Origin of the sequence: Phytomonospora endophytica (assembly GCF_014202425.1) — a bacterium.
Classification (GTDB): domain Bacteria; phylum Actinomycetota; class Actinomycetes; order Mycobacteriales; family Micromonosporaceae; genus Phytomonospora; species Phytomonospora endophytica.
Genome location: NZ_JACHGT010000025.1, coordinates 51,217 through 65,148 on the forward strand (window position 1 = coordinate 51,217; position 13,932 = coordinate 65,148).

At 71.5% G+C, this 13,932-nt stretch carries 15 protein-coding genes and 1 riboswitch; of the genes, 9 read left to right on the plus strand and 6 right to left on the minus strand.

The genetic code is table 11. From position 1 onward, the window contains the following. The first annotated feature begins 129 nt into the window (after positions 1-129). From HNR73_RS37490 to HNR73_RS37500, 3 genes are all read left to right on the plus strand, one after another. Complete coding sequence (locus tag HNR73_RS37490) at positions 130-1,140, plus strand: hypothetical protein (RefSeq protein ID WP_184792834.1); 1,011 nt, start codon at positions 130-132, stop codon at positions 1,138-1,140. A 51-nt stretch (positions 1,141-1,191) separates the two neighbouring features. Next, positions 1,192-2,322, plus strand: coding sequence for a class I SAM-dependent methyltransferase (locus HNR73_RS37495; RefSeq protein WP_184792835.1), 1,131 nt, complete (start codon positions 1,192-1,194; stop codon positions 2,320-2,322). A gap of 83 nt (positions 2,323-2,405) precedes the next feature. Next, positions 2,406-3,524, plus strand: a complete 1,119-nt coding sequence (locus tag HNR73_RS37500; protein WP_184792836.1) for a baeRF11 domain-containing protein — start codon at positions 2,406-2,408, stop codon at positions 3,522-3,524. Here the strand turns inward: HNR73_RS37500 and HNR73_RS37505 are convergent. The 3 genes from HNR73_RS37505 to HNR73_RS37515 form a co-directional block, all read right to left on the minus strand. Beyond that, positions 3,521-4,048, minus strand: coding sequence for a DUF6585 family protein (locus HNR73_RS37505; RefSeq protein ID WP_184792837.1), 528 nt, complete (start codon positions 4,046-4,048; stop codon positions 3,521-3,523). The genes HNR73_RS37500 and HNR73_RS37505 overlap by 4 nt on opposite strands. Before the next feature lie 100 nt (positions 4,049-4,148). Next, positions 4,149-4,610, minus strand: a complete 462-nt coding sequence (locus tag HNR73_RS37510) for a hypothetical protein (protein WP_184792838.1) — start codon at positions 4,608-4,610, stop codon at positions 4,149-4,151. 153 nt (positions 4,611-4,763) lie between these two features. Further along, positions 4,764-5,285, minus strand: a complete 522-nt coding sequence (locus tag HNR73_RS37515) for a winged helix-turn-helix transcriptional regulator (RefSeq protein ID WP_184792839.1) — start codon at positions 5,283-5,285, stop codon at positions 4,764-4,766. An 84-nt stretch (positions 5,286-5,369) separates the two neighbouring features. Here HNR73_RS37515 and HNR73_RS37520 point away from each other — a divergent pair, with 84 nt between their 5' ends. Next, the gene (locus tag HNR73_RS37520) at positions 5,370-6,719 is read left to right on the plus strand and encodes an MFS transporter (RefSeq protein ID WP_184792840.1); all 1,350 of its coding nucleotides are present in this window, start codon (positions 5,370-5,372) and stop codon (positions 6,717-6,719) included. Here HNR73_RS37520 and HNR73_RS37525 read toward each other — a convergent pair. The 3 genes from HNR73_RS37525 to HNR73_RS37535 are packed head-to-tail and all read right to left on the minus strand — an operon-like array spanning position 6,685 to position 8,468. Next, positions 6,685-7,167 carry a GNAT family N-acetyltransferase gene (locus HNR73_RS37525; RefSeq protein ID WP_184792841.1) on the minus strand — a complete coding sequence of 161 codons (483 nt, stop codon included), beginning with the start codon at positions 7,165-7,167 and terminating at the stop codon, positions 6,685-6,687. The two genes, HNR73_RS37520 and HNR73_RS37525, sit on opposite strands and share 35 nt — an antisense overlap. A gap of 40 nt (positions 7,168-7,207) precedes the next feature. Beyond that, positions 7,208-8,161, minus strand: a complete 954-nt coding sequence (locus tag HNR73_RS37530; protein WP_184792842.1) for a DUF8832 domain-containing protein — start codon at positions 8,159-8,161, stop codon at positions 7,208-7,210. A 22-nt stretch (positions 8,162-8,183) separates the two neighbouring features. Continuing rightward, complete coding sequence (locus HNR73_RS37535; protein WP_184792843.1) at positions 8,184-8,468, minus strand: metal-sensitive transcriptional regulator; 285 nt, start codon at positions 8,466-8,468, stop codon at positions 8,184-8,186. Positions 8,469-8,672: 204 nt separating this feature from the next. Continuing rightward, a riboswitch (cyclic di-AMP (ydaO/yuaA leader) is annotated at positions 8,673-8,828 on the plus strand. 11 nt (positions 8,829-8,839) lie between these two features. On the opposite strand from HNR73_RS37535, the gene HNR73_RS41110 reads away from it, so the two are divergent. The 5 genes from HNR73_RS41110 (at position 8,840) to HNR73_RS37560 (ending at position 13,860) form a co-directional block, all read left to right on the plus strand. Then, complete coding sequence (locus HNR73_RS41110; protein ID WP_184792844.1) at positions 8,840-9,772, plus strand: C40 family peptidase; 933 nt, start codon at positions 8,840-8,842, stop codon at positions 9,770-9,772. Between the two features lie 103 nt (positions 9,773-9,875). Next, positions 9,876-10,847 carry a C40 family peptidase gene (locus HNR73_RS37545; protein ID WP_184792845.1) on the plus strand — a complete coding sequence of 324 codons (972 nt, stop codon included), beginning with the start codon at positions 9,876-9,878 and terminating at the stop codon, positions 10,845-10,847. An 85-nt stretch (positions 10,848-10,932) separates the two neighbouring features. Continuing rightward, complete coding sequence (locus HNR73_RS37550) at positions 10,933-11,718, plus strand: TIGR02452 family protein (RefSeq protein WP_184792846.1); 786 nt, start codon at positions 10,933-10,935, stop codon at positions 11,716-11,718. Positions 11,719-11,726: 8 nt separating this feature from the next. Then, positions 11,727-12,818 carry a hypothetical protein gene (locus HNR73_RS37555; RefSeq protein ID WP_184792847.1) on the plus strand — a complete coding sequence of 364 codons (1,092 nt, stop codon included), beginning with the start codon at positions 11,727-11,729 and terminating at the stop codon, positions 12,816-12,818. Positions 12,819-13,074: 256 nt separating this feature from the next. Then, entirely contained in the window at positions 13,075-13,860 is a 786-nt protein-coding gene (locus HNR73_RS37560; RefSeq protein ID WP_184792848.1) for a maleylpyruvate isomerase family mycothiol-dependent enzyme, read from the plus strand. Positions 13,861-13,932: the final 72 nt, after the last annotated feature.

A 13,932-nucleotide genomic window follows, 5' to 3' on the forward strand; every position in this document is an offset into this window, starting at 1 on the left:
GTCGTTCTCCAAGCCTGCGGGCCGATATCGCCGAGGGAAGCCTACGACGCGGCACCTCTCACCGACACGGTCAACGGCCCACTGTGTCCGGTTGAACAGGAGTCGCGGGCGTGTACCAAACTGGCGCCCATGAGCACCAACGCCGACCTGGCCCACCAGCTGCTCGTCACGCTGTGCCACCGCTACGCCTTCGGCGACGTGCGGGCACTGCTGCCGGCCCTCGACCTGTCGGGGCCGAAATTGGCCCGCCTGCGCCGGCTGTGCCTGTTCGGTCAGCGCCTGGCCGATCTCGACGCCGAGGACTTCGACATGGAGGGCCTGGAAGGCGCGGCGCCCGACCTGCGCGCGCTCATCGCGCGGGCGAAGCGCTGCCGCATGCCGCAGGAGCCCGGCGAGGCCGACCGGGGCGCACTGCGCACGATGCGCCCGGCCTTCGGGCTGCTCCTGGAGGTCTTCGAGGCGCGGTGGCGCCGCGGGGACATGGCCGGACTGGTCAGTTGCGCGCACATCATGTCGGAGTACCTGCCGCTGCTGGTGTGGGAATCGGTGTGGGGCCACGCCGCCGACCCGGCGCTGCTCCCCGCGACCGTCGACGTCATGGGCTCGCGCTTCGGCGACCGGCAGGCGCAGGAGGAGCGCCGCTGCGACCACAACCGCACCGACGCCGGCGCGACCCAGCGCGCACTGAAGGTCGCCTCGGGCCCGGGCGAGGGCTGGCGCGCCTACCTCGACCGGCAGCACAGCAACGTCTCACACGCCCTCGCGGTGTGCGCGGCCCGCTGCCGGCAGCGCTGCGGGGTCGTCAACTGCCTGGAGAAGCCCGTGCAGGAGTCCCTGGAGGACCGGTGCTCGGTGGCGCTCGCCTTCGGCGACAGCGCCCTGATCCGGCTGCGGCACGCCGCCCCCGTCGGGCACGGCTTCGGCGTCCCCTCCCGCGAGGAGGTCAGCGAGGTGTGGGCCCGCAGCCGGGAGGCCATCGCCAAGCGCGGGGACATCGGCGCCGCCGTGGCCGCCGACGACGGGTACTGCCTGCCCGGCCTGCCGAGCCTCTTCTCGGCGATCGCCGGCGTGCCCCTGGAGCCCGACACGCTGCTGCGCGATGTCGCCGAACTGGCCGTGCGGACCCTCAGCGAGCGGTGACACCGGCGACACCGGGCGGGCCGCACGCCGGCGGCGTGGAAGGATTTCGGGGTGGATGCCGAGCTGAACGACGCCCTCGCCGAACTGCGCGACCTGCTACTCGACGGTGAGCGGCTGGTCTCCGCGAGCGCCGGGGGCCGCCGCAAGGGCCAGGAGGCGCCCGAACCGACGAGGATCCGGCCGGTGACCGTCAAGGGCCGCGAGCTGCTCCAGCTGGAGACGGCCGACGCCGCCGGGCGCCCGATCGTGCGCAACGTCGAGGCCACCGCCGTCGAGGAACTGCTGGCCAGGCCCTACGCGAACTGGCACGTGGTCACCACTGACGCGACCGTCGCGGTCCGCATCACCAAGAAGGGCAAGGCCTTCGTGCACCGCACCGCCGAAGGCGGCGAGCGTGTCACCTCGCACGACCGCGTGAAGTCGCATCTGCTGGCGCCCGACGACCCGCTGTTCGCGGCGGTCGGCGCCGACGCGGCCAAGCGGCGGCAGGTCGACCGTTTCCTGACCCTGGTGGACGGGAAACTCGGCACGGACGGGGCGCCGCTGCACGTGGTCGACTTCGGCTGCGGGAACGCGTACCTGACCTTCGCCGCCTACAAGTACCTCTCGGGCGTCCGCGAACTGGACGTGACGGTGACCGGGGTGGAGATCCGCGAGGAGCAGCGGGTCCACAACAACGCCGTCGCCGAGAAGCTGGGCTACGCCGCCGGGATGCACTTCGTCGCCGACACCGCCGCCGAGGCCGACCTGCCCGGCGCCGACATCGTGCTGGCCCTGCACGCCTGCGACACCGCGACCGACGAGGCCATCGCGCGGGGCGTGCGCCTGAAGGCCGCGCACATCTTCGCCGCGCCCTGCTGCCACCACGACATCGCCGAGCAGCTCAAGGGAGCCGAGGCCCCGGGACCCTACGGCGCGCTGGTCGCCGACGGGATCCTGCGGGAGCGCTTCGCCGACACCCTCACCGACGCGTTGCGGGCGCTGCTGCTGCGGTCGCTGGGCTACGAGGTCGAGGTCTCGGAGTTCATCGCCTCGCAGCACACACCGCGCAACTCGATGATCTGGGCGCGCCCGGCGCGGACACCGGCGGCGCTGCGGACGGCCGCGCGCGTCGAGTACGACACCCTCGTCGAGCAGTGGGGCGTGCGGCCGAAGCTGGCCGAACTGCTCGAAACGGCCTGAGCCCTCCCGTTTCGGCACGAGTCCTCCCGCCCGGCCGTAGCATCCGAACGGGGGACGCCACCGGCGCGTCCGGAGGGGGAGCCATGCCCGGCCTGTACACCGACATCCCGAGCCGCCCGCAGATCGACGCGCTACTCAACGCGCGGGAAGCGGCGAGCGTGTCGCTCTATCTCCCCACCGACCCGGCGAACCCGAACGCGGCCCCGATCGCGTTCAAGGACCTCGCCCGCCAGGCCCTCGACCAGCTCCGCGCGGCCGGTACACCCAAGGGCGAGGTCGAGGCCCTCGACGAGCATCTGACCGACCTGCACGCCGACAGCCGGTTCTGGCGCTTCCAGGCGCGCAGCCTCGCCGTGTTCGCCACGCCCGCGCGCGTGCGCACCTTCCGGCTGCCCAACCACCTCCAGCCGCAGGCCGCCGTCGCCGACCGCTTCCACGTCAAACCGCTGCTGCGGTCGGTGACGTTCCCGCAGTCGGGCTACCTCCTGGCCCTCGCACAGGGCTCGGTGCGGCTGATGGAGATCGCCGAAGGCGTCGCGGGGACCACCATCGACGTGCCGGACCTGCCCGAGGACGTGGCCAGCGCCGTCGGGAAGGCGAGCATCAAGGACCGCTCCCCCGCCCGCCGGGTGCAGGGCAGCGAGGGACAGAAGATGAGGATGCGGCAGTACGCGCGCCAGATCGACGAGGCACTGCGGGCCGTCCTGCCCTCGGGCGGGGTGCCACTGGTCCTCGCCGGCGCCGAACCGCTGCTGAGCATCTTCCGCGAGGTGTGCTCCTACCCCGACGTCGCCGAGGACGTCGTCTCGGGCAACCCGGAGGGGCGCGGCGACGCCGAACTGACCGCCGACGCGCGCAAGGTCCTCGACGAGGTCCACGCCGCCGCCCTCGGCGAGCTCAAGGCGCTGTTCGCCGAACGCTCCTCGCAGGGACGCACGGTCGTCGACGTCGGCGACGCGGCCCGCTTCGCCACGCAGGGCGCGGTCGACACGGTCTTCGTGGACTTCGACGCGACCGTCCCGGGCACCGTCGACGACAACGGCGAGGTCTCCTACAGCGAGGAGGACGACGCGGTCGCCTACGGCGTCGTCGACGAGATCGCCCGGCGCGTGTGGCTGTCGGGCGGGCGGGTCCTGGCCGTGCGCCGGGAGGACGTGCCCGAAGGCGGGGACGTGGCGGCGATCCTGCGGTACGCGCCTTAGGGCGTCCTGACGTACTCGACCTCGACGCCCGCGCGGCGGGCGATGAGGAAACCGATCTCGGAGACGTCGGCGTAGGTGGTGTTGAGTTCCCAGGTGTCGACCCAGTCGCGGGACTCCCGGCGCACCATGACCTTGTAGTGCAAGGTGGTCCCGACGGGCAGCGAGTTGACCGAGTAGCGCGTCGAATCGGTCGTGACCGCCGTGACCTCGGCCCACGTGACGGCCATCAGGCGCAGCCCGGCGGCGTCGACGAAGCCCCCCTTGAACAGGTACAGGCCGCCGTTCACGCGACGGATCCACAGGTAGCCCCACCACAGGACGATCAGCGCGCCCAGCGCCAGGCCCGTGACGACGAGCGCGTTGTAGGGGCCGTTGCGCAGGAAGTTCCCGCCGACGCACAGCAGCACCAGGCAGAAGAAGGCGCCCGGCAGGCCGGGACGGCGGCGCACCCGGCGCTCGAAGGCACCGAGCTCCAGTTCGCGGGCCCTGGCGGCGACGCGCTCGGGTGGGTTCTGGCTCGACATGGGCGCCTGCGCAAAGGGGATGGGGACGGGGCAACCCATCGTAAAACCAGGACGGCCCGTGCAGGAGGGACCGGTCCCAGCGGTGCCGGCGGGTTGCGCGCTAGCGGGCTGGGCGCCGGGTGCCGTCCTCGATCGAGACACCGGCGTGGCGGGCGATGAGGGCCGCGAGTACGCGGTTTCCGGCGTACGTGGCGTCGATCCCCCACGCCACGGTCCGCGCCGGATCGGCCGGGGACCGCAACTCCAGCCTGTACAACGGGGCCCCGCGCCCGGAAGGACGCAGGAGGCCGCCGGTCTCCTCGTAGATGATGCCCATGACGTCGGTCCAGGGAAAGGCGATGATCCGCATGCCGACGGCGTCGACGAAGCCGTCGGCGAACACGAAGAAGCCGCCGCGCAGGCGCTGGATCCACACGTAGGTCCAGCCCCCGGTGATCAGGGCGCACAGGACCAGGACGGTGATGGTCAAGGCGTTGAGCGGCCCGTACCGCAGCAGCAGGCCGATGGCGATCAGCGGCACCATCCCGGCGGCCACGCCCGCCGCACGCGGACGGCGGGGCACCTGCGCCGGAACTCACCGAGTTCGCGGCGGCGCGCCACGGCCATGACGGACTCGCGGGGTAAGTCGCGGGACATGGGCACCTGCCCGAGGAGAGAAGTCAGGTCGTGCCCCGATCGTATGGCCGCGACGGCCACCCCCGCAGCCCCCGACCCCTCACGCCCTGATGGGCACGAGCAGCCGCTTCGGCTCCCGCAACGCCACGCTCACCGGGTCCTCCCGCTCGAGGTCGGCGTCGGGCCCGGGGCGCAACTCGACCTCGGCGGGGTCGACAACCCCGCACAGCGGGCAGACCGAGCCGCCGACGAGGCGCTCGCCGCAGTCGGCGTGGGTGTAGAGCCGGTGGACCTTGCCGCCCATGACGTACCGGGCCGACCACGTCCCGATGGAGGCCAGGACCGGCCACAGGGCCAGGCCGGCGTCGGTGAGGAGGTACTCCTCGCGGGCCGGGGACTCCTGGTAGCGGCGCTTGGTGAGGATCCCGGCCGCGGTCAGCGCCGACAGCCGTTCGGCGAGGACCGCCCGCGGCATCTCCAGGTGCGCGAGGAAGTCGCTGTAGCGGCGGACGCCGTAGAAGGCGTCGCGCACGATCAGCATCGTCCAGCGCTCGCCGATCAGTTCCAGCCCGCGCGCCATCGCGCAGTCCCGCTGGCCGTCGTAGTCCTTGCCCAGTGCCATGTGCCGATCCTAGCGCCCTCGGTTCAATGAGCGAACCTACCGTGCTAGCTTGCGTAGGTTCGTTGACTGAACCTAGGAGTCCCCTTGACGACCTCGACCGTGCCGCGCACCCGAACCGGCGCCCTGGCCATCGCCTCCGCCGCACCCCTGCTGGTCCTGTCCGTCTACGTCGTCCCGCTGATCACCGGCCCCGAGACCGCCGCCGGCGTCGGCGCCGGGCTGACCGCCCAGACGTGGATCATGAACGCCAACCCCGTCGGCCTCGCCGCGATGCTCCTGGTCACCGGTTCCCTCGCCGACAACCTCGGCCGACGCCGCCTGTTCACCTACGGCGCCGTCGCGCTCGCCGTGGCCAGCGCCGTCGGCGGCATCGCCACGACCCCCGCGCTGCTCATCGCCGCGCGTGTCGGCCAGGGCGCCGCCGGGGCCGCACTGCTCGCCGCCAGCCTCGGCATCGTCGGCCACCTGTTCACCGACCCGGCCGCGCGCGCCAAGGCCACCGGCACATGGGCCGCCGCGCTCGGCGCCGGACTCGCCGTCGGCCCGCCGCTGGCCGGCGCGCTCACCATGATCAGCTGGCGCGGGGTGTACTGGGTCGAGGTCGCCGGGGCCATCGCCCTGGCACTCGTCGCGCGCTCGCTGCCCGAGTCGCGCGCCGGGCACCCGCAGCGGCCCGACCTGACCGGGATGGCCCTGCTCGCGGCCGCGCTCGTGGCGCTGCTGTCGGCGGTGACGCTCGGCCGCACCGGCTGGACACAGCCGCCGGTGCTGATCCTGCTGGCCGCGACGGTCGCGCTGGCCATCGCCTTCGCACGCGTCGAAGCACGCAAGGCCGCGCCGATGCTCGACCTGGCGCTGTTCCGGCAGCCCCTGTTCCTGCTGGCGACCGGTGGCGCACTGCTCAACGGCCTGGCCATCATCGGCGCGGGCAGCGTCACGGCCACCATCTGGCAGCACGCGCACCACTTCAGCGCGTTCCAGACCTCGCTGCTGTTCACCCTGTGGTCCTCAGCCTCGCTGGCCGCCGCGCTCACCGCCCGGCGGCTGACGATCCGCCCGGTACGCATGCTCGGAGTGGGCTACCTCTTCGCCTCCGCCTTCATCCTCCTGCTCGGCACCGGCGGCACGTGGTCACTGTGGCGCGTCCTGATCGGCTTCGGGATCTCCGGGATCGGCGCCGGGCTCGTCAACGCCGCCTCGGCGCGGCTGGCCATCGACAGCGTCCCGGCACACCGGGCCGGAATGGGCTCCGGCGCCAACAACACCGCCCGCTACATCGGCTCCTCGGTCGGCGTCGCCGTGGCCATCTCGCTGCTGAGCTCGCTCGGCTGGGACGCCGGCATGGACCGGACGCTCATCATCGCCACCGTCCTGCTGCTGGCCGGGGCCGCGATCGCCTTCACCGCGCGGATCCGGCCCGGCGCCACTCCATGATGTGGCCGGTGGCGGCGAAGGCCTCGTTCCCGGCGAGCTTGCCCGCGCGGGTCTCCACGACCGTGAAGCCCTCGGCGAGGTACAGGGCCAGCGCGGCCGGATTGCCGTCGAGGACGGTCGTCTCGACCCGGTCCTCCCCCGCCTCCGCGAGGGCATGGCGCAGCAGGGCACGCCCCACGCCCCGGCGGTAACGGGCGGGATCGACGTAGAGCCAGGTGAACTCGCCCTCGTCGAAGGCCGCGAAACCGGCCACCTCACCGTCCACTGTGGCCACCCAGAGCGCGCCGTCGAAGAGGCCCTCGCCCTCGGCGGTCTGTTCGAGGGTCAGGAAGGCGTCGACGCCGGCGGAGCCGCGCAGCTCGTCGAGCCTCGCGGCGTCGTGGATGCGGCAGATGTGCGGCCAGTCGGCATCGGTGTACGGGCGGACGACCGGCGGCGAGGGCTGCATCCGGCCATGCTCGCCGCCGCCCCGGCGCGCGGCAAGCGGATTAGGCGACGACGATGACGTAGTTCGCCGTGTGGACCTTCCCGTCGACCTGGAAGTCGAGGTAGAGGCGGTAGGTGCCCGGTGTCGGGGCCGTCAGCCAGAACTTCACCGCGCCGTCGGCGAGCTGCGGTTCGGGGTGGACGTGGGCGAAGCCGAGGTCGCCGTCGCGCAGGGCGACGAGGTGCCCGAAGGCGCCGAGGTAGGGCTGGAGCTCGACGGGCTTTCCGTCGCGGGCGACGGTGAACATGATCGGGCTGGCCACGGCGGGGGTCGCGGCACCGGCCATGGTGGCGGTCAGGCCGTCCACAGTGGATGTGGTGGCCGGGTCCATGAGCGGTTTCGGTTCGTAGTCACCGGAAACCGACAGATCGGCGCCGAGGGTGACCGCGGCCTGGGTGCCCGCGGCGTCGACGGCGGTGAAGTCGGCGTACATGCGGTAGGGGCCGGGTTCGGTGAAGTCGGCGTCGACGCGCCAGGTGCCGTCCTCGGACATCGTGGGGTGCAGGTGCTGGTAGTCGCCGAAGTCGCGGCGGACGACGAAGAAGTGCATGGGCTTCTCGTGCACGACGGCGAACTGGGTGGCCGCTTCGCCGTCGGCGCGCAGGATCCGGAACTCGACGGCCTGCGGTTCGCCTGCGACGGTGTACTCGTCGGCGGCGGGGGCGAGGGTGTAGCCGGAGGCGGTGATCTCCAGGCCGCCGAGGGAGGGCGCGCCGCCGGTGGATCCGCCGGAGCCGGTGGCGCCGTGGATGTGGCCGTCGGCGGCGACGACGGGGCCGCCGCCGCCCTGCGGCTGTCCGGAGGGCTGCCCGGCCGTGTTCTGGCCGGGGTCGCCGGGGTAGGTCGAGACGGGTCCGATGACGCGGCCGATCCCCACGCCCATCAGGACGGCGAGGACGAGCACGCCGACGTAGACGGGCAGCTTGGGATCGCGCAGTCGGCCACCGGGTTTCATGGAGTGAAGCGTACGCAGACGACTACGAACGGACGAGCCGGGCGATCGCGTCGGAGGCCTCTTTCACCTTCGCGGCGGCGGCCTCGGCATCGTTGCCGGCCTCCATCACGCAGTGCCCGATGTGCCCTTCCAGCAGGCTCACGGCGACGGCTTTGAGCGCTTTGTCCGCGGCGGAGATCTGGGTGAGGATGTCGATGCAGTACTCGTCACCCTCGACCATGCGCTGGAGTCCGCGCACCTGACCCTCGATCCGGCGCAGGCGCGACAGGAGGGCCTTCTTGTCCGTGCTGTACCAATAATCCGCCATGCCGCTCACCTCTGCTTTTTTGCCGTCCGTGTACCCTACCCCCCTATAGTACACGACCGCAGGGGGTCATCATCGCAGTACGATCCGCCTACGGGCTGTGCCATTCGAGGGATTGGAATACGTCACGACTTGATATCGGCCGTCGCCTCACCCTACTCTTGGGCTCCGTCAGCCCGGACCCCTTGCCACCACCCCGGTGACACCGGAGCGACACCGCCGAATCACCGACGCTCACGCGTCCCCACGTGAACCGGGGAACCACGCCATCGGGGCGAATCCTGCACCACAACGCAGGTAGGGCGATGCTTCTTCCCGCCCGAGCCCGTCAGCTAACCCGGTAGGCGGTCCGAGGAAGAAGGAGCCGACCAACGGTGCGCATCCGTTATGTCGCCCTGGCCGCGGCCACGGCAGCCGTCGCGCTGCTGTTCGCGGGAAGTCCCGCACACGCCGACCCCAGCCTCGACGAGGTCAAGGAACAGGTCAAGGAAAAGGGCGAAGAGCTCGAAAAGGTGATCGAGCAGTACAACGGCGCCAAGGAGAAGCTCAAAAAGTCCGAGAAGCGCCAGAAGGAGATCGAGAAGACCCTCGGTCCGCTGGCCGAACAGGTCGCCATCGCCCAAGGAGAGATCGACGCCATCGCGTCGAGCACCTACACCGGCGGCAACCTCAGCCAGGTCAACATCATGCTCTCCGGCTCGCCCGACGAGACCATCGAACGACTCTCACTGCTCAGCCAGCTCGGGCAGACCCAGGTCGCCGAGATCCGCAGGTTCAACGAGGCCAACGAGGCCTTCCGGACCGAGCAGGAAACCCTTGAGGCCACCATCAAAGAGCAAGAGGACCTCAAGAAGGAGATCGGCGAGAAGAAGGACAAGATCGAAGGCGAACTCGACGACCTGAAGGCCATGCAGGACGAGCTGGAGCCGGACTACGGCGTCGGGAAGCCCCCGCCGCCCAGCGGACGCGCGGGCGAGGCCGTGTCCTTCGCCTACGACCAGATCGGCGAACCCTACGAGTACGGCGCGGGCGGTCCGGGTTCATGGGACTGCTCGGGCCTGACGCAGGGCGCCTGGGGCGCGGCGGGTGTGTCGCTGTCCCACAACACGAACATGCAGTGGAACGAGGTCCCGCACGTGAGCCGCAGCCAGCTGGCCGCCGGTGACCTGGTGTTCTACAACGATCTGAACCACGTGGCGATCTACGCCGGCGACAACGTCATCGTGCACGCCCCCACCGCGGGGCAGAACGTGACCACGGCGCCGCTGGACTCCATGTCGATCGTCGGATTCGGACGTCCCAGCTAGACCGGGACACCTCACCTCAAAGCCACCCGGGGGTGGTACGCTACGGCGCTGACCCCATACTTCCTGTCACCACCCCCGGGGACCTTTGAAGGAGCCGGTCATCATGACCACTCCGGTGACAACCCGGTATCTCCTAAGACTTTCCAGACTCCTGTTCGCCGGTGCGGCCGTGACCGCGCTGGCGTTGTCCGTGTCGAGTTCGGCGGCCTACGCCGACCCCACATTGGACGAACAGATCGACTCCGCCTCCCACGACCTCGAAGTCGTCGTGGAGCAGTACAACAAGGCCGCCGAGGAACTCGACGCCGTCATCGAACGCTCCGGGCAGGTCAAGGACGCGCTCGTCCCGTTGCGCGAGATGATGGCCGTCAACGCCGACGGTCTCTCCGAGATCGCCACGCACTACTTCCAGACCGGCGGCCTCAGCCAGCTCAACGCGATGTTCACCGGCCACGCCGACGACCTCGCCGACCGGCTCACCACGCTCGACTTCCTCGCCTGGCAGGAGGACCGCGAACTCACCGGCCTCCTGGAGACCCAGACCGCACTCGAATCGGAGCAGACCACGCTCGGCGAGCTGCGCGAGGAGAAGGAGCGCCTGGAGAAGGAGCTCGCCGAGAAGCGCGCGACGATCGAGGCCGAACTGGCCCGGCTGACGCAGCTGCGCGACGGTGTCGCCTTCGGCTACAACGACGGCCGTACCTACACTCTGGGCTCGCTGCCGGCGGGCGGCGGGGGCGCCGAGGCGGTCCGTTACGCGCACGGTGCGATCGGCACGCCCTACCAGTGGGGCGGGTCCTCACCGGGCGGTTACGACTGCTCGGGGCTGACCTCGGCGGCGTGGAGCAGCGTCGGTGTCGGGCTGCCGCACAACGCGGCGATGCAGTACGACGCGGTGCGCAAGGTCGACCGCGGCGCGGCGAAGCCGGGCGATCTCGTCTTCTATTACAACGACATCCATCATGTGGCCATCTACGCGGGTGAAGGGATGATCATCCACGCGCCCGAGGCCGGGCAGACGGTGCGGGTGTCCCCTGTGGACTCCATGCCGGTGTACGGCTTCGGCAGGCCCTGACGTCTCGCGCGATGGCGCCCCGGCCCACCCGGCCGGGGCGCTATTTGCGTTGTGCCGCCGGGCTTACCGCGAATAGCCTGCGGCAATGAGCGGGAGACTGCGCGAGATCGCGCTCCGGACCGTGGAGATCGCGGACACGGGTGCCTACGAGACGCCGTCGGGCGTCCGGGTCGTCATCGACGCCGCCGGTGCCGCCACCGAGACGAGGATGTACGCCCCCGGCATGACCCTGCGCCCCAAGGGATCGACGGCCGCACCGGACGTCGAGGTCACCGCGGAGTCCACATTGGAGGCGACGCGCAGGCTCGCGCCCGACGTCGCCTGCCTGGTGTTCGCCTCGGCGAAGAACCCCGGCGGCGGCTTCCTCGGTGGAGCCCAGGCCCAGGAGGAGTCGGTGGCGCGGGCGTCGGGACTGTACCGGTGCCTGCGGACGGAGCCGGATTTCTATGCCTACCACCGCTCCCAGGGCGACCTGCGCTACAGCGACCGGGTGATCCACTCCCCCGCCGTGCCCGTCTTCCGCGACGACAAGGGCCGGCTGCTGGAGGAGCCCTACGAGGCGACGTTCTTGACCGCCGCCGCCCCCAACCTCGGCGCGATCCTGCGCAACACACCGGAACTGGCCGACTCGGTGCCCGACGTGCTGGCCCGCCGCGCGGAACGGGTGCTCACGGTCGCGGCCGCGCACGGACACCGCGTGCTCGTACTGGGGGCATGGGGATGCGGGGTGTTCCGCAACGAGCCGCGGACGGTCGCGGAAGCCTTCAGGGGGGCGCTGGAGGCGGTGCCGTACTTCGAGCGGGTGGTGTTCGCGATCTACGGGGGCGGTGCGGTTCGAGACACCTTCGCCGACGTCCTGGGCGGAGGCTGAGAAGACGCGTGCCAGTGTTCGCGTGCTCGGGCTGCGACACCGAGCTGACCACGGCCCTCACCCGTGTCGCGCTACCGGTCCACGCCCACCAGCGGTACGGGAACGCGACCCGGCTGCCGACGCTCATGGCCTCCGGGACCTTCGCCGTCGATCCCGAGCCTTCCGGCCCGCCGTCACGGAGGTGGGCGGAGATCGATCCGCGGGAGGCGGCGGCACGCGGGGTCCACGCGCCGGTCTTCGCCCTGTCCTACGGTGATCCCGGCGCCATCGTCGTCGCCCCCGGCGACATCCACGGCACCGTCCTGATCCCTTCGAAGACCAGCGGGTACTGCTGCGGCCTCGACGGCGGCGACGGTCCCAACCTGGCCTGCGAGGTCTGCGATCTGCCCGTAGCCACCCGGATCGACGACTGCTCGTACTGGCAATCGGCATGGCTCGACCCGAAGGCCGTACGCGCTCTCCCCACCGGCGCCAAAGCACCACCGCCGACCTGGGACGAACTCCTCGCGAGCGGCGAGAGCACACCGCCGCTCGAAGTGATCTCCACCTGGAACGGCGGCCTGAGGCTGGACCACCGCTGGTCGTGGAGCCCACGCTGGGAGGCGGCGGCCGGACGGGCGCTGGCGCACCTTCTGGCGGCCTCGGACGGCTCGGCGGTGATCGTTCCCACCGGTATGGCCGCGGAGGCCTTCCAGCGCGTCCTGGACGCCCTTCTCCCCGCGGCTCCGCCGGCGCTCCGGGCCGCTCCGGCCGGGCCCGGACTCCCGAACCAGGACGCCGAGATCCTCCTCGTGCCGGAGCACCCGAACACCGGGACGCCGTGGGACGGCGGCGATCCCACCACCGTTCGGGTGCCGCTGCCGTTCGGGATCTGGCGATGGCTGGCCTTCCCGCGACCGGACCTGCCCCTCCTCGCCTCCGGGCGCCTGCCCGACGACGTCCTTCGCGACGATCCCGCGCCACCGCGCCCGGGCCGCTTGTTCGGGCCCGACTGGGACGTGTTCCACGCGACCCTCGTCCGGCTGCCCGCGGTCCGGCTCCCGTGGCTCCGGGCGATCCTCGACGACATCGACACCGAGACCCGCCACCGGCTCTTCTGACCCGTCATAAAAAAGGGGCCGCCGAGTCACCCCGGCGGCGGTTTCCTCGCCGGCGCTAAGGCCCAGGGTGGCGTTCGCGATCTACGGGGACGGACGCGTCAGCGAGGAGTTCGAGACCGTCTTCGGCTGACCCTCCACGCCCGGACCCGTTCTCCCTTGACGCCGTCGCGAGGCGCGGTACCTTACCCATGGCGCCGCCTCGCCTCGGCACGCCGAACCGATCCCGGCTCGGCGAACCTAGGGAAAGGTCTCACCAATGCCCCAGCTCAGCACGGAACGAACCCGGCGGGCGATCGTCGAGCACACCCGGCGGATGGCCGAAGCGGCGGCAGCGGCCGGGCCCGGCGCCGCAGTGCCGACCACTCCGAAATGGACGGTGACCGGCCTGGTCGAGCACCTTGGCCAGACCCAGAACTGGGTCGCCGAGATCATCGAACGCCGCATCGCCGACCCGACGCGGCTGCCCACCGAGATGGCCGCGCTCCCCGACGATCCCGCCGAGTGGCCCGCGTGGCTGTCGGCCTCCGCGCAGCGGGTCGCCGACGCATGCTCCGACGACGCGATCGACGCCCCCGTGTTCAACGCCGCCGGGGACGAGCGGACCGGTACTCGGTTCTGGATGTCCAGCATGCTCAACGAAGCCGTCGTCCACGGCTTCGACGCCGCCAACGCCGCCGGCCTGCCGCCCGACGTGGAACCCGACGTCGCGGCCGCGCTCATCGACAACCACTTCAAGATGCTCACCTCCCCCACCTGGGAGATGCAGCGTCCCGAGTCCGCACAGGCCATCCGGGGCACCGGGCAGACCCTCCTGTGGACGGCCACCGACACCGACGCCGGCTGGTTCGTCGAGCGGCACCCCGAAGGCGCGGCCTGGCGGCCGGGGACCGGGGACGCCGACGCGACGGTCAGCGGCCCGGCGGGATCGCTGCTGCTGAGCCTGACCCGGCGGATCCCCCTGGCGTCGAACGGGATCGAGGTCTTTGGAGACGCCGGCGTGGTCGAGCACTGGATCGGCAACACCGCCCACGACGCCGGCTGACACACCGGCTCACCGGTCGCGGGACCCGCATCGAACAAAGAGGGCCGCCGGGTCTACCCCGGCGGCCCCACA

What these genes read in the sequence shown, in the direction of transcription:
- HNR73_RS37550 (WP_184792846.1), top strand. Translation starts at nt 10,933, where the DNA reads ATGAGCGGGAGACTGCGCGAGATCGCGCTCCGGACCGTGGAGATCGCG.
- HNR73_RS37500 (WP_184792836.1), top strand. Translation starts at nt 2,406, where the DNA reads ATGCCCGGCCTGTACACCGACATCCCGAGCCGCCCGCAGATCGACGCG.
- HNR73_RS37560 (WP_184792848.1), top strand. Translation starts at nt 13,075, where the DNA reads ATGCCCCAGCTCAGCACGGAACGAACCCGGCGGGCGATCGTCGAGCAC.
- HNR73_RS37535 (WP_184792843.1), bottom strand. Translation starts at nt 8,468, where the DNA reads ATGGCGGATTATTGGTACAGCACGGACAAGAAGGCCCTCCTGTCGCGC.
- HNR73_RS37545 (WP_184792845.1), top strand. Translation starts at nt 9,876, where the DNA reads ATGACCACTCCGGTGACAACCCGGTATCTCCTAAGACTTTCCAGACTC.
- HNR73_RS37525 (WP_184792841.1), bottom strand. Translation starts at nt 7,167, where the DNA reads ATGCAGCCCTCGCCGCCGGTCGTCCGCCCGTACACCGATGCCGACTGG.
- HNR73_RS37530 (WP_184792842.1), bottom strand. Translation starts at nt 8,161, where the DNA reads ATGAAACCCGGTGGCCGACTGCGCGATCCCAAGCTGCCCGTCTACGTC.
- HNR73_RS37505 (WP_184792837.1), bottom strand. Translation starts at nt 4,048, where the DNA reads ATGTCGAGCCAGAACCCACCCGAGCGCGTCGCCGCCAGGGCCCGCGAA.
- HNR73_RS37515 (WP_184792839.1), bottom strand. Translation starts at nt 5,285, where the DNA reads ATGGCACTGGGCAAGGACTACGACGGCCAGCGGGACTGCGCGATGGCG.
- HNR73_RS37490 (WP_184792834.1), top strand. Translation starts at nt 130, where the DNA reads ATGAGCACCAACGCCGACCTGGCCCACCAGCTGCTCGTCACGCTGTGC.